General features: G+C 36.8%; 19 protein-coding genes. 15 read left to right on the top strand and 4 right to left on the bottom strand.

What is annotated here, in order from left to right:
• Positions 1–120: 120 nt before the first annotated feature.
• From ACO052_RS16495 to ACO052_RS16485, 3 genes are all read left to right on the top strand, one after another.
• Positions 121–1,689 carry a T9SS type A sorting domain-containing protein gene (locus ACO052_RS16495; protein ID WP_422104892.1) on the top strand — a complete coding sequence of 523 codons (1,569 nt, stop codon included), beginning with the start codon at positions 121–123 and terminating at the stop codon, positions 1,687–1,689.
• Between the two features lie 61 nt (positions 1,690–1,750).
• The gene (gene ade / locus ACO052_RS16490; protein ID WP_422104891.1) at positions 1,751–3,403 is read left to right on the top strand and encodes an adenine deaminase; all 1,653 of its coding nucleotides are present in this window, start codon (positions 1,751–1,753) and stop codon (positions 3,401–3,403) included.
• A 206-nt stretch (positions 3,404–3,609) separates the two neighbouring features.
• On the top strand, positions 3,610–4,572 hold the full coding sequence (locus tag ACO052_RS16485) for a YheT family hydrolase (protein WP_422104890.1): 963 nt from the start codon (positions 3,610–3,612) through the stop codon (positions 4,570–4,572).
• Between the two features lie 77 nt (positions 4,573–4,649).
• Here ACO052_RS16485 and ACO052_RS16480 read toward each other — a convergent pair whose 3' ends face one another.
• The 4 genes from ACO052_RS16480 to ACO052_RS16465 all read right to left on the bottom strand — a co-directional run bounded on the left by ACO052_RS16480 (position 4,650) and on the right by ACO052_RS16465 (position 7,400).
• A complete protein-coding gene (locus ACO052_RS16480; protein ID WP_422104889.1) occupies positions 4,650–5,303 on the bottom strand; it encodes a response regulator in 654 nt (217 codons plus the stop codon).
• Positions 5,293–5,970 (bottom strand): sensor histidine kinase, encoded by a 678-nt coding sequence (locus ACO052_RS16475; protein ID WP_422104888.1) that lies wholly within the window; start codon positions 5,968–5,970, stop codon positions 5,293–5,295. Before ACO052_RS16475 ends, ACO052_RS16480 begins: the two co-directional genes overlap by 11 nt.
• Before the next feature lie 50 nt (positions 5,971–6,020).
• On the bottom strand, positions 6,021–6,347 hold the full coding sequence (locus tag ACO052_RS16470) for a hypothetical protein (RefSeq protein ID WP_422104887.1): 327 nt from the start codon (positions 6,345–6,347) through the stop codon (positions 6,021–6,023).
• Positions 6,348–6,710: 363 nt separating this feature from the next.
• A complete protein-coding gene (locus ACO052_RS16465) occupies positions 6,711–7,400 on the bottom strand; it encodes a hypothetical protein (RefSeq protein WP_422104886.1) in 690 nt (229 codons plus the stop codon).
• A 385-nt stretch (positions 7,401–7,785) separates the two neighbouring features.
• Between ACO052_RS16465 and ACO052_RS16460 the strand changes: the two genes are divergently transcribed.
• The 12 genes from ACO052_RS16460 to ACO052_RS16405 are packed head-to-tail and all read left to right on the top strand — an operon-like array spanning position 7,786 to position 23,449.
• Complete coding sequence (locus ACO052_RS16460) at positions 7,786–8,469, top strand: DUF4255 domain-containing protein (protein WP_422104885.1); 684 nt, start codon at positions 7,786–7,788, stop codon at positions 8,467–8,469.
• 11 nt (positions 8,470–8,480) lie between these two features.
• Complete coding sequence (locus ACO052_RS16455; protein ID WP_422104884.1) at positions 8,481–10,388, top strand: phage tail sheath C-terminal domain-containing protein; 1,908 nt, start codon at positions 8,481–8,483, stop codon at positions 10,386–10,388.
• Between the two features lie 16 nt (positions 10,389–10,404).
• Positions 10,405–10,839, top strand: a complete 435-nt coding sequence (locus ACO052_RS16450) for a phage tail protein (RefSeq protein ID WP_422104883.1) — start codon at positions 10,405–10,407, stop codon at positions 10,837–10,839.
• Positions 10,840–10,842: 3 nt separating this feature from the next.
• Complete coding sequence (locus tag ACO052_RS16445) at positions 10,843–11,295, top strand: phage tail protein (protein ID WP_422104882.1); 453 nt, start codon at positions 10,843–10,845, stop codon at positions 11,293–11,295.
• Between the two features lie 11 nt (positions 11,296–11,306).
• Complete coding sequence (locus ACO052_RS16440) at positions 11,307–11,480, top strand: DUF5908 family protein (protein ID WP_422104881.1); 174 nt, start codon at positions 11,307–11,309, stop codon at positions 11,478–11,480.
• A complete protein-coding gene (locus ACO052_RS16435; protein ID WP_422104880.1) occupies positions 11,477–12,244 on the top strand; it encodes a hypothetical protein in 768 nt (255 codons plus the stop codon). Before ACO052_RS16440 ends, ACO052_RS16435 begins: the two co-directional genes overlap by 4 nt.
• Before the next feature lie 2 nt (positions 12,245–12,246).
• Positions 12,247–13,914, top strand: a complete 1,668-nt coding sequence (locus ACO052_RS16430) for a phage baseplate assembly protein V (RefSeq protein WP_422104879.1) — start codon at positions 12,247–12,249, stop codon at positions 13,912–13,914.
• Between the two features lie 2 nt (positions 13,915–13,916).
• On the top strand, positions 13,917–14,207 hold the full coding sequence (locus ACO052_RS16425; RefSeq protein ID WP_422104878.1) for a PAAR domain-containing protein: 291 nt from the start codon (positions 13,917–13,919) through the stop codon (positions 14,205–14,207).
• A gap of 11 nt (positions 14,208–14,218) precedes the next feature.
• A complete protein-coding gene (locus ACO052_RS16420; RefSeq protein WP_422104877.1) occupies positions 14,219–14,632 on the top strand; it encodes a GPW/gp25 family protein in 414 nt (137 codons plus the stop codon).
• 8 nt (positions 14,633–14,640) lie between these two features.
• Positions 14,641–17,853, top strand: a complete 3,213-nt coding sequence (locus ACO052_RS16415) for a hypothetical protein (protein ID WP_422104876.1) — start codon at positions 14,641–14,643, stop codon at positions 17,851–17,853.
• The gene (locus ACO052_RS16410; protein WP_422104875.1) at positions 17,850–20,891 is read left to right on the top strand and encodes a hypothetical protein; all 3,042 of its coding nucleotides are present in this window, start codon (positions 17,850–17,852) and stop codon (positions 20,889–20,891) included. Before ACO052_RS16415 ends, ACO052_RS16410 begins: the two co-directional genes overlap by 4 nt.
• On the top strand, positions 20,888–23,449 hold the full coding sequence (locus ACO052_RS16405) for a hypothetical protein (RefSeq protein ID WP_422104874.1): 2,562 nt from the start codon (positions 20,888–20,890) through the stop codon (positions 23,447–23,449). The genes ACO052_RS16410 and ACO052_RS16405 overlap by 4 nt, the downstream gene beginning before the upstream one ends.
• The last annotated feature ends 8 nt before the right edge of the window (positions 23,450–23,457 follow it).

Below are 23,457 nucleotides of genomic sequence, written 5' to 3'. Positions count from 1 at the left end.
TTTTTAGAAATTGAACCGATAAATTTTAATAGAAAGTAATAGATATTTAATTTATGCCTCAACAATGCTTTGTAATAAAGTATTATAATTGTAAAATTAAATATAAACTAAAGATTATATATGAAGAAGATTTACTTTGTCATTACCTTATTATGCCTCAATTTTAATTTCAACTATTCCCAATCGGATGGTAGCCTTGATGGTACCTTTGGGACAGGAGGTAGGGTCACTACAGATTTTTTGGGATTAACGGATGAGGTTTTTGATATCGCGTTTCAAACTGATGGAAAAATTTTAGCGGCCGGGTCAGCGCGTAATTCAACAACTGGGACTGATTTTGCAGTGGCCAGATATATGCCAGACGGTACTCTAGATAGTACTTTTGGAATCAATGGATTGGTAAGTGTCGATATAAGAGGTTATAGTACATCGAGTAACCAAACTGATATTGCCAGAAAAGTATTTGTTCAGACGGATGGAAAGATAGTTTTAGCAGGTACTTGTCCAAGAATTCCGTCGGATAATACTGAAGAATCCTTTGCTATAATTAGGCTAAATTCCGACGGCTCCCTAGATACCACTTACGGAACAAATGGCAAAACTTTCTTTGACTTGGGTATCGATTCTGAATGTGAAGATGCTGTAATGTTGCCGGACAATTCGGTAATAATGATGGGCTCTGCGGAAATAAATTTTGATAGATATTTTGCTGTGGCAAAGGTAGACCCGTTTGGATTTTTAGATACAGAGTTTAGTATTGACGGAAAGCAAACTGCTAATGTAGTAAATGACGTAAATGCTAACGGCTTTGGAGGGTTTGTAGACCAAAACAACAGAATTGTTATGGGAGGAGAAACCGGTGGGGAATATGTTATAATGCGCTTTACACCAACAGGAAACCTCGATACCACATTTAACGGTACCGGTATAGTATCGACAGCTGATGTTTCGGGTGGAAATCCAGAAATAATATCTATTGGAGAATTAAGTGATGGTAAGATTTTTGCCGTTGCCCAACATGTCACTGTAAATAATTTTAATATTGCTTTATTAAGATACAATAGCGATGGAACCATTGATACTACATTTGGTAATAATGGGTACCTCGTCATAGATATTGATAATGGAAGTGAGGACATACCATACGATATGGTGATTCAGCCGGATGATAAAGCAATTATATCTGGTGGATATGTTTCAACGTCTAATGATTTCTATTTTCTAACCTTAAGAGTCAATACCGATGGGACACTAGATACTACCTTCAGTAGCGATGGAGTACGATTAGAATTATTTGGAACTAGTAGTTCCTATAATGCTAACACGGTAAATATTCAGCCGGATGGTAAGATCATTGTTGGGGGTGGTAGCGGTTTTACCGTTTGTTGTAATAGGGATTATGCATTAGTTAGATATTCTAATAATACCTTAAATATTGACGAGATTGAAGAAGATCAAGATATTTCGATTTATCCAAATCCAACAGACAATAAAATAATTATAAAAAGTAATCATTCATTTTTGAAATTCAATATTTACGATATCAACTCTAAGTTACTTAAAGAGGTAAATTTAGATCAAGCTTCATTTAACCATGATATTAGTTTAGAAGGTTTAGAAAAAGGTGTTTATTTCCTTAAGATAATATCTAATAAGGGTATAACAGTAGAAAGAATAATCAAACAATAATTAAAATTGTTATATTTTTACAAAGCGGCCTATTTGGTCGCTTTTTTTAAATACAGACAATTTGATTTTAAAAGGCAACATCGTAGACATACCCAACCGTAAAATTTTCAAGGGTGAGGTAACTATTAAAGACGGAAGAATCGCTTCAATCGCAGCGAAGGATTGTGATGAAAACCACTTTATCCTTCCGGGATTCGTAGACGCCCATATCCATATCGAAAGTTCCATGTTGGTACCATCGGAGTTTGCAAAAATTGCTGTAAAACATGGTACTGTAGCCACCGTTTCCGACCCACATGAAATTGCTAATGTTTTAGGGGTAAAGGGTGTAGAGTTTATGATAGCCAATGGCAAGCAAACACCCTTTAAGTTCAATTTTGGAGCACCATCTTGTGTCCCGGCAACGAGCTTTGAGTCTGCTGGTGCGGTAATTGATTCAGAAGCTATTAAAGCGCTGATGGCACATCCAGATATTAAGTACTTAGCAGAAATGATGAACTATCCAGGGGTGATTTATAAGGATCCAGAAGTGCTTCAAAAATTAGAATGGGCAAAACATTACAACAAACCAATAGACGGCCATGCACCAGGATTGCGGGGAGATGATTTGAGCACCTATATTAATGCCGGGATTTCTACGGATCACGAGTGTTTTAGTTATGATGAAGGCCTAGAGAAGCTTCAGAAAGGCATGAAAGTCATTATTCGCGAAGGCAGTGCTGCCAAAAATTTTGAGGCTTTAATTGACTTATTGGACAACCATTATGAACACATGATGTTCTGTAGCGATGACAAGCATCCGGATGATTTGCTCTTGGGACATATCAATCAATTATGTGCTAGAGCAGTGGCAAAAGGCATTGATGTTTTTAAAGTGCTTCAGGCTGCTTGTATCAACCCTGTACTGCATTATAACCTTGATGTTGGTCAGCTTAAAGTTGGTGATAAAGCAGATTGTATTGTTGTAGAAGATTTAAAAGACTTTAAGACGCTTCAAACCTATATCAATGGTGAATTGGTTTATGATCATGGTATTTCAAAAATCGAATCCGTCGAATTTGAAAATTTAAATAATTTCAATACAGACAAAAAAGACCAATCTGATTTTAGATTCGAATCCAATGCCCAACATATTCGCGTTATCGAATGTCTAGATGGCGAGTTGATTACCAATGAAATCATCACAGATTCCACAATAGAAGATGGCAATTTAGTTTCTAATGTTGAAACAGATGTGTTGAAAATGGCTGTGGTTAATCGTTACAATCCCGATCCCGATAGCTATCGGGACTATCGAGACGATCATCCTGCCATAGCATTCATTAAGAATTTTGGACTTAAGGAAGGGGCTATTGCGTCATCTGTAGGACATGATTCTCATAATATCATTGCTGTTGGCGTTTCAGATGAGATGATATGCAAGGCCGTAAATCTTATTATAGAACACAAAGGGGGAATTTGTGCCGTAAGCCATTCTGAGGAGAAAATAGTGCCCTTGCCAGTTGCGGGCATCATGAGTGACCAAAATGCTGAAACTATTGGTCAGCAGTATGCAGAACTGGATGAAATGGCAAAAGATCTAGGTAGTTCACTTCATGCACCTTATATGAGTTTATCCTTTATGGCACTCTTGGTTATTCCATCATTAAAGTTAAGCGATAAAGGGCTGTTTGATGGCTCCGCTTTTCAATTTACAAGTTTAGAAGTACAGTAGACTGTCACTTCGAGTCTGCCCGTCGGCAGACAGGTGTCACGCTGAGCTTGTCGAAGTGCTAAGTAGAACTATTGAGACGTCATTGAAAAGGCTCTCGATACCTTTCCATCTGTGCGCCTTGTAAGACTTATGAAGGTAGCCAAATATGTAGGAAAAATTGTATAAAATAATTTCATTAGAACTGACATTTTATTATATTTTTGAACATGCCAATCATAACATCGACTTATAAACCACCATTTTGGGCAAAACGGAGTTTTGTATCCACCGTATTTTCAGGCTTAGCGAGAACCGTTAATGGAGTAGAACAAACCCGAGAACGAATTATATTACCTGACAGTGATTTTTTGGATTTAGATTGGAGTTATGCCAATTCAACATCGAATAAGGTCGTTATTCTTTTACACGGATTGGAAGGCCATGCACAGCGGCCTTACATAACAGGTACGGCAAAGCTGTTTAATGACAACGGTATTGACGCTTGTGCGGTAAACTTTAGAGGCTGCAGCGGTGAGCCCAATAAACTATATCGTAGTTACCACTCTGGTGCCACGGAAGATTTGGAGGCCGTTGTAAACTATATTCTAAAGCATAAGGACTATAGCGATATTTATATAAAAGGCATCAGCCTAGGCGCCAATATGGCCTTAAAATATGTTGGTGAGCGTAATCATGTGCCAAAGGAATTGAAAGCGGTCATTGCTGTATCTACTCCTTGTCATTTAAAAGGCTCTTGTGATGCATTATTAAGTCTAAAGAACAAGCATTACGCCATCCGGTTTTTGGATCACCTCAAGAAAAAATTAAAGCCTAAGCTAGAGCAATTTCCTAATGACATCAGTATAGAAGACTACAATTCCATTAAAAGCTTAATCGACTTTGACCATGTTTATACGTCTAGAGCACATGGCTTTAAAGATGCTTATGATTATTATGACAAGGCCAGTTGTTTGCAATTTCTTCCTAATGTTAAAATACCATCATTAATTATCAATGCCCTTAATGATTCCTTTTTGTCTGCTAGCTGCTACCCCGTAAAAGAAGCTAAAGAAAACCCAAATGTGTATTTGGAAATGCCCAAATATGGCGGGCATGTTGGATTTATCGATAAAGGGAATGTGTATTACAATGAGCGACGGGCATTAGAGTTCGTATCTGAATTGAATTAATTTGACCCTAGGTTTTTTTTAAAAAATGGAATCTTTAGCGCTTTGCTATATTATTAGAATCGGACCTTTAGAACCTCCTATTTAATGTTGATATTAAATATTTTATGCTTTATGGCATATAATACCAGGCCAATTCGGTTTTTGACATTAAGTTTTTGAAATAAGGTATCCCGATAACCGTCTACTGTTTTTGGACTGAGATACATTTTTTCGGCGATTTCCTTATAGGTCAATTCCGAACAGGCATGCCTTAAAAACTCTATTTCTCTTTCCTTAAGATGAGGTGATTCGTACTTCTCTTGATCATTTAAAGAATTTATGAGGAGATTAGAAATCTTTGGCGTATGATAATATCCAAAAGACTCTGTATGGTTCAATGCCGTTTCCAAAACTTCTTTTTCCGCATCCTTTAATAGATAGCTTTTCGCACCAGCTTTTAGCATTTCAAGGATGAGTTTATCATCACTTTCTACCGTCAAGGCAATCACCTTTATTTCTGGAAATTCTTTAGTTAATATCTTGGTAGTCTCAATGCCATTTAAAATGGGCATATTAATATCCATTAATATGAGGTCAGGGATATTTTTTTGAAATTTGAGTTTTTCTAATAATTTTTGACCATTGCTGCACAAATACAGTACTTTAAAACCGTCAAAAGAATTCACTAGCCCCTCTATAGCTTGGGATAAGAGCTTATGATCTTCTACAATAACGACAGTTTTAATTTTCATGGTTATGGATAAAATGTTTTATAGTTAACGAAGTTCCTTTATCAATTTCTGAATTTAAAGCATATTCTGCACCTAAAAGTTGTGCTCTATTTTTCATATTAATTAACCCAATACCTTTACCGTCATTGGAATTCATATCGAATCCTTTACCGTTATCTTTAGCAAAGATATGAAGTTCATTATCTCTAAAGTCTAAAGATACGACAAGTTTTGAGGCCCCAGCATGTTTTATAACATTAGAAAAGTACTCTTGCAAAATTCTAAATAGAATAAGCGCATCATTGTCGTCTAGTTTTTGTTCATCGCCATTTATTTTTAATTCGGCTTGCAAAAACTCTAAACGATTAAACAGGCTCATTTCGTGCCTTATCGCTTCTGTTAATCTAATTCTTTTTAGTGCATCTGAATTGAGCGATTTTGAAAGCGCTCTTACTTCGTTTAAGACCTTATCCAAAACTTGCTTTACATCCTCTTTTTTATGATCATTTTGAATTTGAATTTTGGCCAATGTAATGAGCTGACCAATATTGTCATGTAGTTCCCAACTTATATTTCTTAAGGTAGTTTCGTGTGTTTCAATCTGCGCTTTTGCTAACTCCTGTCCAAATGCTTTTTCCGCCTCTTTTTGTTCTATGAGCAGCTTGTTCTTTTTGCTTTGAAATAGCATAAAAAGAAAGATTATTGCAATAACTAATGAGATGACAATAATGACAGAAATTAATATAGATAACGTCTCTCGCTCCATATAAAGCCAATGATAAAACAAATATTCATAATTATACTGAGTAAACTTCCCGTTATACTCAAGGCATCATAACTCGCTATTTCATACCAATAGTTTCTAGCCAAACGCATAGGAATTTTACCGGCAAAGTAAATGAGTAGGCCAACACTTACCCAAAACAGCAAATTCTTGGATACGTACAGTACTTTATTAGAATTAAGCAATTCAATAAAGTAGAAACTTATTGAGAGGATAATAAAAATACCACCTACAATAAATGGTAGCGTAATGAGTTCGGTTTTGTAATCTTGAAAGAACATATTTAAAAAATAAACAAGAAGAAAACCTATTGTAAAAACTCTTGCTAGATTGTTATATACACTTTTATTTAAAAAAAGTGAATACACAAATAGCAGTATTGTAAAATTTACAGGATGATAAATATAATTGTATATCCAATAACTCGTCTGGATTAAATTAAATTTATTCGGTCCTAAAAAATAACTAGTAAACTCTATTACAACTGTAAACCATAGCAAACATAATATGTAAATTAATCTTGTTTCCTTGTATTTGTAATAATAAAAAGAAGCAACAAAAGCTGTCAATAATTCTAAATATATTATAGAATCTTTTAAAAAATATGTAACATCAAAAGATGCTGTAATCATTGTATGTTATTTTTAGCTTTTAGGCGGCGGGTATGCCTGACTTTCATTAAAAATGGTGCTAGTATTATTTAAAATATTAGCAGAATCTAATGTAGTACTAAATCCAAAGCCCAAACTCGCCTTTTGAGCTTCACTAGCTCTTCTTTTGTTAAAATTATTGAGTCGATCTTTTAATAGGTAACTAGACATTAAATCCGTGTATAGTGCTATTTTACCACCAAAAGGATTTTCGGGTTCTGCGCCATTTAAGTAAAAAGGAAGGTTATTCATGGTTTCGTAGCTATTGTTATCATGCTGATATCTCACAGTTGGGACCATAAAAATACTTTGCTGCCCTTTATATTTTATTGAAGACTTTGGATAAGCCATAAAGTAGAGTCTTAAGCCACTAATGTCTTCACCAGGATGATTAGCCTGAATATTATCTATAAAATTGAGATAAGATCTTATACTCTCTAAAGGGAACCAAACAAATTCCGTATCTTCAAATGTGGAGTCTTCGTAGATTCTTCGAAGCTCCGGTTGAAATAATTCCTTTCGATTCGTTAGATATTCTGCCCTTAATTCTTTTGCACTTTCAATAGAAATGATGTGTTTTCTGTAGACATCACTTTGAGGACTGTCTTGGTCGAAAACACCAAATTTAAACAAAGCTAAAATCAGTAGTAAAATAATAATCACATAAAAAAAATCTCTTTTCATAATGCTATAGGTTAAAATGGGTTTGATGCAAAGCTATAACGAAATTTATTTAATAAGCTCTAATATAGAACCTAAAAATCCACTAAATAAATTTAACTATTTAGAAATCAGGTGTCTAAAAATAATTCGCAAGATTTTTTTATGAAAAATCCTATTCTCAACAGGGGAAAAACCCTTATGAGCTAGGGTCTTATTTTCCAAACCAACACGGAAAATAACGCAAAGCTTTTCAAAAAAAACCTATTGCAAAATGGGTCAAATTGCTCTTTTGTACTGTATTTAATTCAGCCAATTTTGTAGTGTCAAATAGTTGCAAACAATTTCACAAAAACCTAAAAATGAATTTGATGTCGGTTACGTCGCAAAGCAAAATGGGTGGTGAAATTTGTTTATATCAAGAGCTTCAGAATTAATGGATACCATAAACCAAACACTACAATTTCTAAAATCAAAAATCGATACGTATAACAGTAACGTCAATGCTATTGTTGAGATTATAAATATTGCAACGCTTAATGACGGTGATGAGTTTTTACCTTCTACCTCGCCAATCACACTTTCTATAGTTAATATTGAAGAAGATACAGTAGCCAAAACCCCAAACGTCTACCTTCCAAATACATCACAAAATTCGTCTGTGCAGAAATACAAAAACCCTGCTCAAAATTTAGTCATATCGTTATTGTTTTCATCATACAATAAGGATCAAAAAACGGACAAGTACAAGGATGGTCTTACAAAGTTAGAACATGTTATCCGTTGCTTTCAGGAGCAGAACGTCTTTTACATCAATGGGGTGACAGAAGTAGATCCAAGTACACAAGAACATCTCAAAATTATTTTGGATATGGAAAGCTTAAAGATCAGTGAGCTTAATCAGCTCTGGTCGATGCTGGGCAATAAGTATATGCCTTCAGTCCTCTATAAAATGCGGATGATTACCATACAACATGATGAAGAAGATGGAGGAGGTGTTGTTGAGCGTGTAAATATCAAACTATGGAATGAAAATCGCGATGATATTACTGGGCAAATCGAAGAAAGTAATGATATTATTTTAAATACATAAAACTAAAAATTATGATAAGTTCAATTAAAACACCCGGAGTTTATATCCATGAGATTAATGGATTTCCTCCAAGTATTGCTCAAGTAGCAACGGCAATACCAGCATTTGTTGGCTATACAGAAAAGGGACCGACGGAGCCGGTAAAGGTCACTTCATTGTTAGAATATGAAGACCATTTTGGAGGGGCTCCAAAACCTAAAACCATTTCAATAACTGAATCTGGAAGCGATTTGACCTTTGATGTTACTGAAAGTGAATTTAAACTGTATAACAGTTTACGCTTGTTTTTTTCTAATGGTGGAGGTGAATGTTATATTGTATCATTAGGCGATTACAAAACGGCAACACCTTTCGCTTCGGCAGATCCTTTTAACGCCGGTCTAGACTTATTGGAAAAAGTCGATGAAGTTACCTTATTGTTGTTTCCAGATGGTGTAAACCTCGGTGCAACTAATCTTGGGTTGGTACAAAATCACGCGCTTATGCAATGTGCGGATCTTATGGATCGCTTTACCGTAATGGACGTAGTACAAAAACCTTCTAATGGTTTAGAAAAGGATTCTGAAGAATTCCGTGATGCCGTGGGCAATATGAATCTTAAATATGGCGCTGCATATTATCCTTATTTGCAATCGAGCTTTACTTATGCTTATCGTTTTATGGATATTCAAGGCAATGGTATCGATTTTAAAGCCAAATATCCCGCTTTAATCAATGACATCTCTGGTTATGAGACCATGCATTCAGAACTTAAGGCATTGGAGAACTCATGGACTACCAACCCATTAAAAGGCGATAAAGAAAAACCAGCCTCTCCCATAGATGATGAAGCTAAGGTTAATGCTTATGTAACACAGTGTTGGAATCTCTTAGGCTTACTTAATAATCCTACAACGCTTAGTAACGATGCTCCCTATAAGCTACAGGAATTTGTGGCCAATTTAATAAGCAATGCATTAAGTCCATTAGCTCAAAAGCTTTTTGATTTTGAAAATCAAATAGAAAGTTTTTCGGATACTACTTATACCATAGTGCTTGGAGGAGCAGTAGCAGATGATAGTTTTGATGATAACAGTTGGAAAGGAGGAGCTACTGATTTTACCGTAACTGCAGGGGGTAATCAATATGCAAAACTAATAAGTGCCAACCCAGATACTGGTGATGATAATGTGAGCTACCCCAAAGTTGAGTCACACTTAAATAAACTACATACACAAGTAACAAACACGGTGAACGCTGTTATTTCGGCGATTGCAGACTATGATTTGAAAAAAGAGAATGATTTAGTATCCCAACTACCAATCTATCCATCTATTCTTAGCGGTTTAAACAAAAGCATGAATACTGTACCACCGAGTGGTGCTATTGTGGGAATATATGCCAATACAGATGCTACACGCGGTGTTTGGAAAGCTCCGGCAAATGCCAGTGTCAATGGTATTATAGGTCTTACGGATGATATTACCCACAAAGAACAGGGCAATATGAATATTCATGAGTCAGGCAAATCCATTAATGCCATCAGAAAATTTACGGGTAAAGGCTTGTTGGTTTGGGGTGCAAGAACCTTAGATGGTAATAGTAACGACTGGCGCTATGTCAATGTACGTCGTTTGGCCAATATGATTGAAGAGTCCACCAAAAAGGCATGTATGAACTTTGTTTTTGAACCCAATGTAAAGCAAACGTGGGTCAATGTTAAAGGTATGATAGAAAACTACTTGACTACACTTTGGAGCGATGGCGCTCTGGCCGGATCTAAACCAGAAGATGCCTTCTTCGTGAGTGTTGGACTCAATGAAACTATGTCTCCCCAAGATATTAACGAAGGGAGAATGATCGTAAAAATAGGTTACGCACCATCGCGTCCAGCCGAATTTATTATTCTTGAATTTATTCAAACTCAACAAAAATCATAATACAAAATAATTAATTATGTCAACAACTTATCCATTACCAAAGTTCCATTTTAGAGTAGAATGGGGAGGTACACGCATAGGATTTTCAGAAGTATCAGGACTTAATAAAGAAGTAGAGGTCCTAGAATATAGAGAAGGCTCTAGTCCAGAATATTTCAAGCATAAAATGCCAGGTATGCATAAGCTCAGTAACATTACCTTGAAACGAGGTGTGTTTCATAACGACAACGAATTTTATGATTGGTACAACACTGTGGCCATGAATACGGTCGAAAAACGAGATATTACTATTTCGCTATTAAATGAAAATCATGAGCCTGCCATTGTTTGGAAGGTAAAAGATTGCTTTATCGTTTCTTTAAAATGTACTGATCTTAAGGCAGACGAAAATGCCAATGCTATTGACACGGTTGAGATTGCCAATCACGGATTTACCATGGAACACGTCTAAAACATGTCGAGCACCATGCCATTGAGTGGATATCATTTTTCGGTTGTATTTGAGCTTTTGCCCCAGTTTAGTATCGATACTAAATTTCAGAGTGTAGCCGGCTTAAAGGCAACCATGGAAACCGAAACGATTTCAGAGGGAGGCCAAAATCAATATAAGATTACCTTACCTAAACGGACCACTCATGAAAATCTGGTTCTAAAACGAGGGCTTACAAACGAACTCTCTGGACTTAGAATGTGGACTACAAAAGCACTCAATGATTTTGTATACCATCCGGCAAATCTGGTGATTTCATTACTCAATGAAAATCATAATCCGGTCAAAGTTTGGTATGTGTCCCAGGCCATACCGATTGCTCTCGAAACCTCTGATTTTAGTGCAGAAGAGAATAAGCTGGTTATCGAAACATTTACATTAAAATATCAATTTTTTAAAGAATTACCTATTCCTTAAATCCAATTATAATGGCTATAGAAATTAAAGAATTGCTGGTTAAGGTAGTAGTAGATGAGTCGCCTGTTAAGACCAATGTGGTCACTGTTCAGAAACATCAAGATGTAGAACGGTTAAAGGCGGATATTATCAAAAAATGCACGCGCGAAGTATTAGAAAAACTTAAAGAACAACAAGAACGATGATAGAGGGTGCTTTAGGAATCATTGATAAAATGCGCATTGAAGTTTATCCCAACGATGACTACAATGAAAGCGAGGCTATTAGTACAATCTTTGTACAGGTCAACCCAGATAAGTATACGCTAAATCACGAAGTGCAGTTTTGTGAAGGGCAGGCTATGGGAGCTTCTAGTCAGAACCTAAAGTTCAATCGTATTGGAGGAGAAGAAGTTTCTTTCGATTTTCTTTTTGATAGTTCGGGGGTGATACCACCGGCCAAAATAGAGTCAGGTAAAGTGGAGAAATTACCACTTTTAGATAGTCTGGTCGATGTACTAAAACCAGCCATTTCTAACCCTTTTGAGGAGGCAGATACAGTTGAAGAAGAACTTAAGCAATTCAAAGATTTGCTTTTGGGCTATAATGGCGAAACACACGAAACACGATATCTGCACTTGCTTTGGGGTGGATTCGAGATGAAATGTAGGCTTGTTAGTATGCAAGTAGAATACAGTGTTTTTAGGCGAGACGGTAGACCCATCAGGGCAAAGGCGACATGTAAATTCAAGGGGACACAATCCTACAAGGAAATGCAAGCCGAACAAAATCAGCAGTCGCCAGATGTAACGCATATGAAAATTGTGAATCAACAAGATCGTTTTACGCTGATGGCAGAGCAAACTTATAGTCAGAACAAGTATTATATCGATGTTGCAAAAGCGAATGGTCTGTTGAGTTTTAGAAAACTCGAAACAGGACAAAAACTAATGTTTCCCCCAATCAAATAACCATGGCAGATACTCCGTATACACCTGAATACAAAACACTGCAATTGGAGATCCTAATCAATGGCACCAATGAGGGTTTGCATAGTCTTTTAAAAAAGCTGCAGGTGAATTATGAGTTAAATAAAATTCCCAGTGCAAAACTGCACTTTATATCCTCAAATCCAGAAATAGATGCTGAGGGTGATACACTGCAAAGTGATGCACTAAGTGTAACCGACGAGATTGAAGTACGCACCAATACTGGAGAAGCTGCTGAAACACTATTCAAAGGTATTATCCATAGGGTTGAAAAAAATGCTGAAGGGACCGAAGGTTTTGAAACCAAGATCGAATGTAAAGATATTGCTGTTAACCTAACAAGTCAACAGGATGTTGTCGCTGACGAAACCTTTGCCGAAAAAATGGACCGTTTTCTTGGTGAGGTCGATATGACTAATGAAGTTCGATTAGAGGCTTTAGGAGAAGAAACCGTTAGTAAAACTCAGAACATAACACCTTGGGATTACCTGGTAAGTTATCTCGATAGTCTTGGAATGATGTCTACAGTGCGGGAAGGTATTTTTACTATTGCAGACATTACGGAAGAACCAAGTGACACCAGTTATTTGGCCCAAAATGGAGTTAATGTTTTTGAATTTGAAGCTAAGCAAGAAGATAGTGTTTCAGATATTGAAGTACGCTACTGGAATCCAGAAACACAATCCATTGAAACCCAGGAAAGCACTACCAATGTGAGCAATGGCAGTGGGAGAGAGGTCATAGATATGAGCCAATCTTCTTATAATACGGAAACACTTGCTCAAATTACTGAGGCCAGAGCGGCAAAAAATCGTTTAGCTACAGTAAAGGGAAAAGTAAAAACCTTTGGAAATTTAACGGCAAAATATGGTACTTATATGGAGTTTGATAATGTCAATCCAGATATCGATGGTACCGCATTGCTTATCAAAACAGAGTACCATACTATTGAAAATGGTTGCTGGGATACGGAGTATACTTTTGGTTTAGAGGACAACCAATCCTTTGCTCAAAATATCAGCAAAAGCACACCGAGTAGTAGCGCAGCATTAATAGGGCAAACCAATAGTATGCAAGGGCTTCAAATAGGTATTGTAACACAATTAGAAGAAGATCCAGCCAGTGAATTTAGGGTAAGAGTAAGAATTCCATCAATTTCTGATTCGGCAGAAGGCGTATGGGCACGATTATCATCATTTCAGGCAGGTAATGAACGCGGCGCATTTTTTATTCCAGAGGTCGATGATGAAGTCATTTTAGGCTGTATCAATAACAATCCAGATACTCCTGTAATTCTTGGAAAACTCTATAGCAGTTCTAATCCAATGCCATTTCCTATTGAAGCCGATAACAACATTCAAGGCATCGTTTCAAAAGAGAAAACGAAGATCATTATTAATGATGATGATAAATCAGTTGAGATTAGTACGGATAAAGGCAATAAACTCCTTGTAAGTGATGCTGAAAAAGGATTTGTGTTAGAAGATGAGAATGGCAATAAAATAGTCATGAATGGTGATGGTATCACCATAGAAAGTACTAAGGATATCAGCCTCAAAGCTCAGGGAAATATTAAGGTAGAAGGTCAGCAGAGTACGATAAAGGCCAGCTCCACTATGGAAATATCTGGCCAACTTATAAAACTGAATTAATTATGCCCAACGCTGCTAGATTAAACGATATGCATGTGTGTCCCATGTCAGATGGGCCAAAACCCCACGTTGGTGGTCCCATATTGCCAGGTGCCAATACAACTGTGCTGATAGGCGGGCAGCCAGCAGCCGTTGTTGGTGATTCTTGCACTTGTGTTGGGCCAACAGATAGCATTATAAAAGGCTCATCTAGTGTAATGATATCTGGCAACCCAGCGGCACGTATGGGTGATTCCACAGCCCATGGCGGGACTATTGTAATGGGTTGTCCAACAGTAATAATAGGAGGATAAAAACATAGGATATGGATCAAGACGATTTTTTAGGAACAGGCTGGAGCTTTCCACCAACATTCAATCCGCATAAAAGAACCGTAGAAACTGTGAGTGATGAGGAAGACATTAGGCAAAGCCTAGAAATACTAATGTCGACGCGATTGGGTGAACGTGTATTGCTATCCGATTATGGTTGTGGCATACATGTAATGCCATTTGAGAGCATCACGGTTACATTTTTAACGAAACTGAAAACCATTATCAAAAAGGCGATCCTCTTGTACGAACCAAGAATAGATCTTGAAGAAATTTTCTTTACGAGTCCAAAGGCCGAAGAGGGCGTGATAAATATTCAGCTTCAATATAAAATAAGAACAACCAATTCTAGGCTTAATTACGTGCATCCTTTTTACATTAAGGAAGGCACTTATATCAAAACTTAAAGAGCATCATGGCCAACTGTGATATAGACATAGCAACACATAAAAAACCTGGAACCAAACAATCCGGCAGAATGCTAAAGGCATTGCAGCCAGGTTTTATACATCTCGATGAGCGTACGATAGCAGATCTCATTGTGGGCACCAACAAGCTATCTCAACAGATTAATTTTTATGATAATAATAATGTCTTAACGGATAGATGGGATACCTTTTTTCAGTGGGAAACCACCGCTATTCTGGCACAGATTACGGAATTGGATATTCTTGCATTGATCCAAGACTTTAAATTGAAAAAAAGAGAATTGCTTTTTGTGCCTGTACTGGCAGATCAACGCGATATAGTGTTGCCATTTTTTCAAGCGATATCAAAAACCGTTATAGGATTAACAGACAAAATAGCGGAGCTCCCAAATGATTTTGAAATCAAAGCGTATTTTAAGAATACTCAAAGCAATTTAATACTTTTAATTGATACGGTGCAGCAGGAGTTGGCTTTATCGACCGATTTACTATTCACACTTCAGCATCATTTGTTTAATAAGAAAGTGCAAAATATATTTGGCTTATTACAACAATGGAAAAACAAGAGTCAAGATCAGCTTACTAAGAATCTAGATACCTATCCAAAGCATTCGCCGCAATATGCCTTGTATTTAGCATTTTTGAAGTTATTCGGATTTGCACAAGACAATCTTAACGAGTTTACCGAACGTCATCTCGATTTTTACTACAACAAAATATTAAACCTTTATCCTGAGGTGGCAAACCCTGATGCGGTGCATCTATGTATTGAACCACACAAAAATGCATCAGCTTTTCTAATTGAAAAGGGCAGTGTTTTTTTGGCGGGTAAGGACAGTGAAGGCAGAAACAAATACTACGAATCGGCATCAGATACAGCAATAAATCAGGCCAAAATCGCTCAAATCTATGGAAGTAGTATCAGAGATAAGGCCTATTATTTTCAAGATGTTACGGATTTAAATGCAGCTGGTGATAGCTGGAAAGCCTTTCCTGGAGAAACCGTATACAATGACATAGGTTTTGCTTTGGCATCACCGCTGCTATATCTCAGAGGAGGCAAACGTGATATTAAATTAACATTTTGGAACAATGACACCCAAAGCGTTAAGATACAGCCGGAACATTTTGAGTTTTATCTCACAGGAGAAGAAGGTTGGCATAAAGCTGATGCGAATTTTGAAAATAATATTACAATTTTAACCATAGATTCTGATGAGAAAGGCATTGTTCCTTTTGACCCTGAAGTTCATGAAGGTGTTTTTATAAATACACCATTTCCAGTTTTAAAAATAATCAGCAAGACCGGAGATAATGAGAGTTTCAACAAAGTCGACCTAGACATTACGGTTACCAACTACAAGCAATTTAAATTGTTTAATAATACAGGAGAAGTTGATCACACCAAAAGCTTTGAGCCTTATGGGGCGCTGCCAAAAAACGGAAATGCACTGATATTTGCATGCAAGGAATTCTTTCAGAAAGAAGGTGCTCAAGGAACCTTTAATATCACCACGGATGCGCCAGTTAACTTAGTAAAGGGCGTGGCTCAAAAGAGGGTTTGGAATATTAATACCCCAGATATATTAAATATTGTCACTGATGTGCCGACTTATGTTCGTTTTAATATGGAAGGTTCTTCCAATTTTACGCTTCTTAATAATGGCACTTGGATAGATGGCGATTTAGACTCAAATTACGCCTTTACTAATACGAGTTTGATTCCTTATGATTTCACTGAGGACGAAGCTATTACAACAGGGGATGCTTCGGGTTTTGCTAAGTTTGTTCTAGACGATGAGGCGTATAGTAACAATACCTTCTTAAATAACTATATCGAAGAAGCAAAGAAGACAGAGGGCGCTACCGCACTACCTTATGTGCCAAATATATTGGAGATGTCGTTTAATTATTCAGTATCGGCAAGTTTCTCTGTTTCAGAGACGCAAAATACTTATGGGCTTTATCAGATTTACCCTAAGGGTTACAAGGTGTTTTCTACAGAAAGAATGCGCATTTTACCACCTTACACCAATGAAGGCGAATTGTTTATTGGGATAAAGGATATTCAAGGCGGCAATGCATTAAACTTATTGTTTCAAGTAGCCGATGGTACAGCAAATCCAAGACTAGAAGCTATCGATTTAACATGGAGCTATCTTTATGGAACGGAATGGGTCGATTTTGAAAGTAATGCCATTAACGATGCTACCAATGGACTTACGCAATCGGGCATTGTGACCTTGAACAGCCCAAATGACCTTAAACTAAAGGATCAGACCGAATGGCCTTCAGATTATTGGTGGATACGTATCCAAGCCCCAGAACGCATTGATGCCATATGCGACTTAATAGGTATTCATGACCAAGCCTTAAAAGCAACCTTAGTGGATTTTGAATTAAAAGGTACAGACTTTATAGAACATACCGATGCCAGAACCATCTCCAAGCTCCAATCTACCAATCGCAATATCAAGAAAATAGAGCAACCCTACAGCTCTTTTTCGGGACGGCCGAGAGAAGATCAAAACCGTTTTTATCAAAGGACCAGTGAACGATTACGTCACAAAGGAAAGGCCATTACGATTTGGGATTATGAAAAGCTGGTATTGGATAATTTTCCGGAAGTATTTCAAGTCAAATGCTTAAACCATCATCGCTATGACAATGTCAAATTGGATAACAGTAGTGCAGGATATGTCACGCTCATTCCTGTAGCAAAAACTAGGGCTTCCAATAAACCCTTGGTCGATTTAGGGACTATGAAACGCATAGAAACCTTTATCAAAAACAGAACTAGTCCGCACGTTCGTTTAGCGGTGAAAGCCCCAAGGCTAGAAAAGTTGAAGCTTCGATTTAGTGTGAAATACATTGAAATTCCTGGGGCAGATACAAATTTATATAAGCAACAATTACAGGATACCATCAATGCATTTTTAAGTCCTTGGGCTTATAGTGATGATGGCTCAATAGACTTTCAAAAACCAATAAATAAATCGAGCCTAATTCATCTCATAGAGCAACAAACTTATGTAGACTATATCTCGGATTTTAAAGTCGATCATTTTATCCTTGAAGAAAGTTCAGATAGCATCGTTTCTGAGATGAAGGATATTGATAAAATCATTCCCAAAACCGTCTATAGTTTGTTTGTTCCTGATACTCATGACATAACTCCTTTAACACATTGCTGCTCATGAAAACAGATTTTTATATAGATAAAGGCAGAACCCTAAAACCAGCAGAAGATTTTGATTTTCTAAGGAAAGAAGGACAACGGTATATCGAATCCTTAACGCACAAATTATGGACAGACTATAATGCCCATGACCCTGGGATTACAATAATGGAAATACTCTGCTATGCCATAACAGAGTTAGGTTACAGAACCAATTTTGATATTGAACATATTTTGGCAAATGCCAATGGTAAAATTGAAAACAAGTCCTTTTTTACGGCAAAACAAATTCTTACCAATGCCCCGCTGACGGTACTGGATTATCGAAAAGTACTTATAGATGTGGAAGGCATTAACAATGCTTGGCTTATTTACGGTAAGCACGAAAAAAATGCCTCAGACCACAATCTACCATTAGATAATGAAATCCCTGTTTTTGTCAATCTAAAAGAAGATAAATTAAGTCTAAAATCACTCGATGATTATGATGATGTACAGCGTTTGCCGATTCGTGGACTCAATAAAGTGGTCATAGAACTAAGCGACGACATGACTTTGGGAGAATTAAACAACGTCGCGTTACAATACGCCTGGTTAGACGACGATAACAATTTTGTAGAAGTTGATATCACACTTGAGTTTGATAGTTGGAATCATTATAAAGCCGATTGGTTAAGGTTAATGAATACACCCTCTAAAATAGAACTTAAGTCTATTGACGATCACAACGGAACGATTACTGTTACTATTCAGCGAAGTAGTAATAATTCACAAACCTTGACGCTTTTATTTAAGACTAGAGATCCAGATGAGTTAAATACGGTTAAAGACTATTTTAATGTAGTAAAAAATATTAGCCATGTCATCGATCTACTAGCGCAAAAGAAACAAAAAGTTGTTGAAATATTCAAAGTCGTCAATCACATCCTTTGCGAAAATAGAAATCTGACAGAAGATTGGTTATGTGTTGAGACGATAGGAAATATAGATGTTGGTATATGCGCGGATCTAGAACTAGAAAACGGCTTTGATGCTGAAGAAATCCTTGCAAAAGTAAATCAGACGATTGATGAAATCTTCGCCCCACCAATACCGTTTTATACGCTTGGTGACATGCTAAATATGGGCAAATCACCAAGGGAGATATTTAGTGGGCCATCATTGACACATGGTTTTCTATTAGATGAAGATGTGTTGAAAGCTGACTTAAAAGATTGCATTCACGCCTCAGATATTATAGCTGCAGTTCTAGATATACCAGGGGTTAAATCAGTGAAGAATGTGCTTTTAACAGCATATGGTGCTGATGGAAAACCTCTCGAAGACGCAAAAAATCAAGCTTGGTGCCTCACATTGGATGGACAAAAAAGAGCTGTTTTTGCTTACGGCAAGTCCAAGCTTTTGTTGTTTAGGGACAGTATTCCTTTTATGATACCAGAGGCAGGTGGTTTAGAACTGAGTCAAGGAATTGTCTACCTAAAAACACAGAACAATAGCCTAAAACTAGAAAACCCTAGCAATGATTTCCCTATTCCAGAAGGGCAATACTATGAGTTGAATGAATATTACAGCATACAAAACGACTTTCCTGAGACCTATCGCATAGGGGAAGGACAGTTATTAACAACGAGCTCCGATTTACGCAAAGCGCAAGCGAAACAATTAAAAGCCTATTTGTTACATTTTGATCAGATATTGACAGATTTTTTCAATCAGTTGTACCAAGCTAAGCATCTGTTTGATCTCGATATCGATAAGTTGGATAAAATAGATAAAACCTACTTTCCAAAGTACGTCAATACCATCAGTGGCATTGATGAAATAACATTTGCAGATGAGGCTTACAGCAAAGATTTTGAAAATATACTATTGCATGGAGAGAGGGACAGTGATCGATCAATTTACGAAACAGAAGCCACATTTTATGATAGACGAAATCGTGTTTTAGACCATTTAATGGCCCGTTTTGGTGAGTCGTTTAATGACTATGTGCTTATGACACATATGATACAACAAAATGCGCAGGGGCTTGCCGAACTTACGCTTCAGAATCAGGAGCTGATAGATGATAAGCAACGCTTTTTGATGCAATATCCAAAACTGAGCTATGCGCGCGGCTTGGGGTTTAATTATTGCCAAGTAACCAATGCAGATGAGGCTTATCCTTGGGGTATTGAGCAAAGAGGCGGCTACGAAAAAAGAATTGCTGCACTGTTGGGGATTAATTCCATTGTATTAGGAGATATAGTTGATAATGTTCCTAAGAAAACATGGACCTATCAAACAGCTATTGGGGAATTGAAATTTCGCTTGTTAAACTCAGTGACTTTACCATTAGAGGCACATTGGCAATTAGCACATGAGCTACTTCATACGATTAGTGCTTATCGTGTATTTACATTTTCTAAATCCTATATCTATGTTATAAATAGTGATCACAAAAAAGTAGCAAGATTAGATAAAGCCTTTGAAAGTGAAAAAGAAGCTCAGGACTATATCTCAAAATTGTATCAAGGGCTCAATTCGCATTTAGAGAATTTCTATTTGTTAGAACATATCTTGCTAAGGCCTTTGGTTTCTGATGAGAACCTTACAGATGAGGACCTCTTAACTGTATGCCTTAATGACGATTGCTATTCAGAAGATCACATGGATCCATATTCATTTAAGGCAACATTGGTTTTACCCGGTTGGTTGGCGCGCTTCAGGAATAGATATTTCCGCGAATATGCCGAAACGCTCTGCAGACAAGAAGCTCCAGCACATTGTATGATAAAAATATGCTGGGTCGGTAGATCGGATATGCTAGCTTTTCAAAACGCCTATAAAAAATGGTTAGAAGCCTATAAAAAATTAAAACAGAAGTATTGTATGGGAAATCTAAGCAAAACTCAGCAAAAACAATACAACCTTGCCCTTTCGGAATTAATCGTAGTATTCAAGGAATTAAATACAATTTATGATAGTGGCATACTTTACGATTGTAAAGTGAGTGAATTAGACAATCCAATAATATTAAATAACAGTTCGTTAGGAACACTTAAAAAAATTGAGCCATGACATTAATAAATAACAGCTATCCCATTTTTGAAGCCGATCAAGTATTAAGTCAAAAGCACTTAAACAAATTCATTAGTTATTTAGAAGAGCAAGATCGCGCCTCTAGAGTGCAACTATTGGGTATGGGCTTGGTATGTGGAATGGAGATTACGAAACCTAACACAACAAGTATACGTATCAATTGTGGTGTAGGTGTGACCTCATTGGGTTATTTAATCCCATTTGAAGCCGCAACCTTTACACATTTTAAGACAGTAAACCTAGCGGAAAACTTTTTAAATCCAGCAATAGAAGATGATCTCACTTATCTCAATGATTTGTATCAGTATGCAAATATGTACCAACCTTTTAAGACGTCTATAGAATTACTGCCCTCAGATGCCACTGACGATGAAAAGCAACCGCTTACGGCTGTTATGTTAGAAAACAAAGTGGTCATGCTTTTGGTAGAAACCAGCTTAAATAATCTGAAAAATTGTGAGTCATTGGATTGTGATGACAAAGGCAAACGCCTAGAGTTTAAAGTAAGACCACTTTTGGTAGACGCTGATGTACTGTCGGAATCTGAGTTTGACCTCAATCATTGTAATCGTGTTTATTTCGACCCACTGGTATTACCCAGATATAATGTTCCTAAAACAGAATTGAAAATCGTAGCTGATGTTTTGGGATCCTACAAAAGCTTAATAGAAAAATCCATTCCCTTAGTCAACAATAGTTTCAATGTGCTGCACGATCATTATGCAGATGCCTTCAGTAGTTTAGATAATTATATTAGACTTCATGAGGTCTCGGGCAGAATAATTTCAGTAGTTAACCAGAATAAAAACGGGAATTACTTGCAGTACATTTGGGACTGGATTTCAGATTTAGTAGACACCCATAATGAAATTGCCCAGTTTCATTTATGTAACCCAAGTCTATGCTGTCCAGATAAACAGAAGTTCCCATTTCACATACTCTTAGGATCAGCAGAAATTGCTACCGAAGTTGTATCTCACGATAACAGTTTGGCTAAGTTTAGAACATCCTTTATAAAGACAGGGATAATGGCGTCCGGCGAACGAGAGCTAGAACAGGAATTAAAGGGACTTTTAGAAAAATTAATAAGGCAAGTGGGCACTTTTAATCTCAACCTAGAAGCCGTATTAAAAGAAGGTATAAAAATAACACCATCGTACTTGGGAAAAGTGCCTTTATCCGAAAAGGCCATACCGTTTTATTATTCAGACATCCCAGAACTCAATACAAAATGGTCACCTCAGTTGACAAGAAGGCATCAACATAAAAATATATTGAGTTATCATGCGGCGCAATATAATCCAGGTGCTTCCCATGTAACAAACCCTTTGGAATATGACATAAAGGATTATGACTTTTTTAGAATTGAAGGTCATGTCGGTAAATCATACACAGAAGCATTAACTCAAGTAACAGCATTACAAGAGCAATATCGATTACCGTTTAAAGTTGTGGGTATAAATGCCGTCGATGATACAGGACGCACTGTTATTTTTAATAATGATAGAAATACTTGGGATGACTTGGAAATTGAGTATGACCTCGCCAAAACAAGGCTCATTAATACAACAGATTTTATAGTGAATTGGCTAAAGACTAACAAAGCTGCAGTTCAACAAGCCTATGCTGTATTTAATGATAGTTTCCTTAAAAGCCTCGAGGATACCGTAAACGAATTCAAAACGCTTCTAACTGAGGACTTAACCGAGTTTTTAGAAAATTATCAAACGTTTTATGATGCTTTAGAACAATTAAATGATATATTCCTATTGCATAATGCATGTATCGATTTTGTCCAACGCGGAAACAACTCAGCCGTTTTACAGGAAATTGAAAATCGTTTAGAAGATTTTAATGCTATTATTTTAGAAGACAGCTTTACGGTCATCTATCAAGAAGCTATAAACCGTTGGATTCGTGGTGTAAAATCGACCTTCCTATCTGAGTTTTCAAAAAAACACCCTGGGTTAGAACATCAAGCAGGAGTGGTTTCAGGAGGGACTTTTGTAATGGTATATAGCGACTATTCTATTTTCCAAAAGGCGTCTTCACCAATTTTTATTAATCCGCTGTTTTTTCAATTTGTCAGAGAGTATGTGGCGAAATTTAAATTTACGGAGGCTTCCGTTGATAGAATTACCAATGAAAATGTACTTCGCAAAAGAAAAACACATAATCCTTACTTAGAATCGCGTCGGATGGATAATAGCGATCCAAGTTTCAATACTGTAAATAGAGCCCTTTTAGATTATAGAGCTCATATCTCTAGCCATATCGCTAATAATTTTAATACTGCGGTAGCGAGATATTTTAACCAAAACATCGTAACGAATTATTTAACTGGTTTGCGGGCAGAGCCAACTAACGATACAGCTATTCAGAAAACTATAGTGGCCGATTTCTATTTGCCCTATATCTGCTGTTCTGAAGGCGACAATATCAATATCGTCATTGAATCTGAAACACCAAAACCTATTGTCGCCGATTTTGACGGCAATGATTTTGATTGCAACGACTTTTTTACAAATGATCAATAATTTTTAAA

Origin of the sequence: Winogradskyella sp., assembly GCF_965228925.1 — a bacterium.
Lineage (GTDB): Bacteria > Bacteroidota > Bacteroidia > Flavobacteriales > Flavobacteriaceae > Winogradskyella.
The sequence above is the reverse complement of the archived record's forward strand: the minus strand, read 5'-3'. Positions and strand labels throughout refer to the sequence as shown.

Coding starts and splice junctions, on each gene's coding strand:
- ACO052_RS16495 (WP_422104892.1), top strand. CDS start 121: ATGAAGAAGATTTACTTTGTCATTACCTTATTATGCCTCAATTTTAAT.
- ACO052_RS16485 (WP_422104890.1), top strand. CDS start 3,610: ATGCCAATCATAACATCGACTTATAAACCACCATTTTGGGCAAAACGG.
- ACO052_RS16480 (WP_422104889.1), bottom strand. CDS start 5,303: ATGAAAATTAAAACTGTCGTTATTGTAGAAGATCATAAGCTCTTATCC.
- ACO052_RS16475 (WP_422104888.1), bottom strand. CDS start 5,970: ATGCTATTTCAAAGCAAAAAGAACAAGCTGCTCATAGAACAAAAAGAG.
- ACO052_RS16470 (WP_422104887.1), bottom strand. CDS start 6,347: ATGTTCTTTCAAGATTACAAAACCGAACTCATTACGCTACCATTTATT.
- ACO052_RS16465 (WP_422104886.1), bottom strand. CDS start 7,400: ATGAAAAGAGATTTTTTTTATGTGATTATTATTTTACTACTGATTTTA.
- ACO052_RS16455 (WP_422104884.1), top strand. CDS start 8,481: ATGATAAGTTCAATTAAAACACCCGGAGTTTATATCCATGAGATTAAT.
- ACO052_RS16450 (WP_422104883.1), top strand. CDS start 10,405: ATGTCAACAACTTATCCATTACCAAAGTTCCATTTTAGAGTAGAATGG.
- ACO052_RS16445 (WP_422104882.1), top strand. CDS start 10,843: ATGTCGAGCACCATGCCATTGAGTGGATATCATTTTTCGGTTGTATTT.
- ACO052_RS16440 (WP_422104881.1), top strand. CDS start 11,307: ATGGCTATAGAAATTAAAGAATTGCTGGTTAAGGTAGTAGTAGATGAG.
- ACO052_RS16435 (WP_422104880.1), top strand. CDS start 11,477: ATGATAGAGGGTGCTTTAGGAATCATTGATAAAATGCGCATTGAAGTT.
- ACO052_RS16430 (WP_422104879.1), top strand. CDS start 12,247: ATGGCAGATACTCCGTATACACCTGAATACAAAACACTGCAATTGGAG.
- ACO052_RS16425 (WP_422104878.1), top strand. CDS start 13,917: ATGCCCAACGCTGCTAGATTAAACGATATGCATGTGTGTCCCATGTCA.
- ACO052_RS16420 (WP_422104877.1), top strand. CDS start 14,219: ATGGATCAAGACGATTTTTTAGGAACAGGCTGGAGCTTTCCACCAACA.
- ACO052_RS16415 (WP_422104876.1), top strand. CDS start 14,641: ATGGCCAACTGTGATATAGACATAGCAACACATAAAAAACCTGGAACC.
- ACO052_RS16410 (WP_422104875.1), top strand. CDS start 17,850: ATGAAAACAGATTTTTATATAGATAAAGGCAGAACCCTAAAACCAGCA.
- ACO052_RS16405 (WP_422104874.1), top strand. CDS start 20,888: ATGACATTAATAAATAACAGCTATCCCATTTTTGAAGCCGATCAAGTA.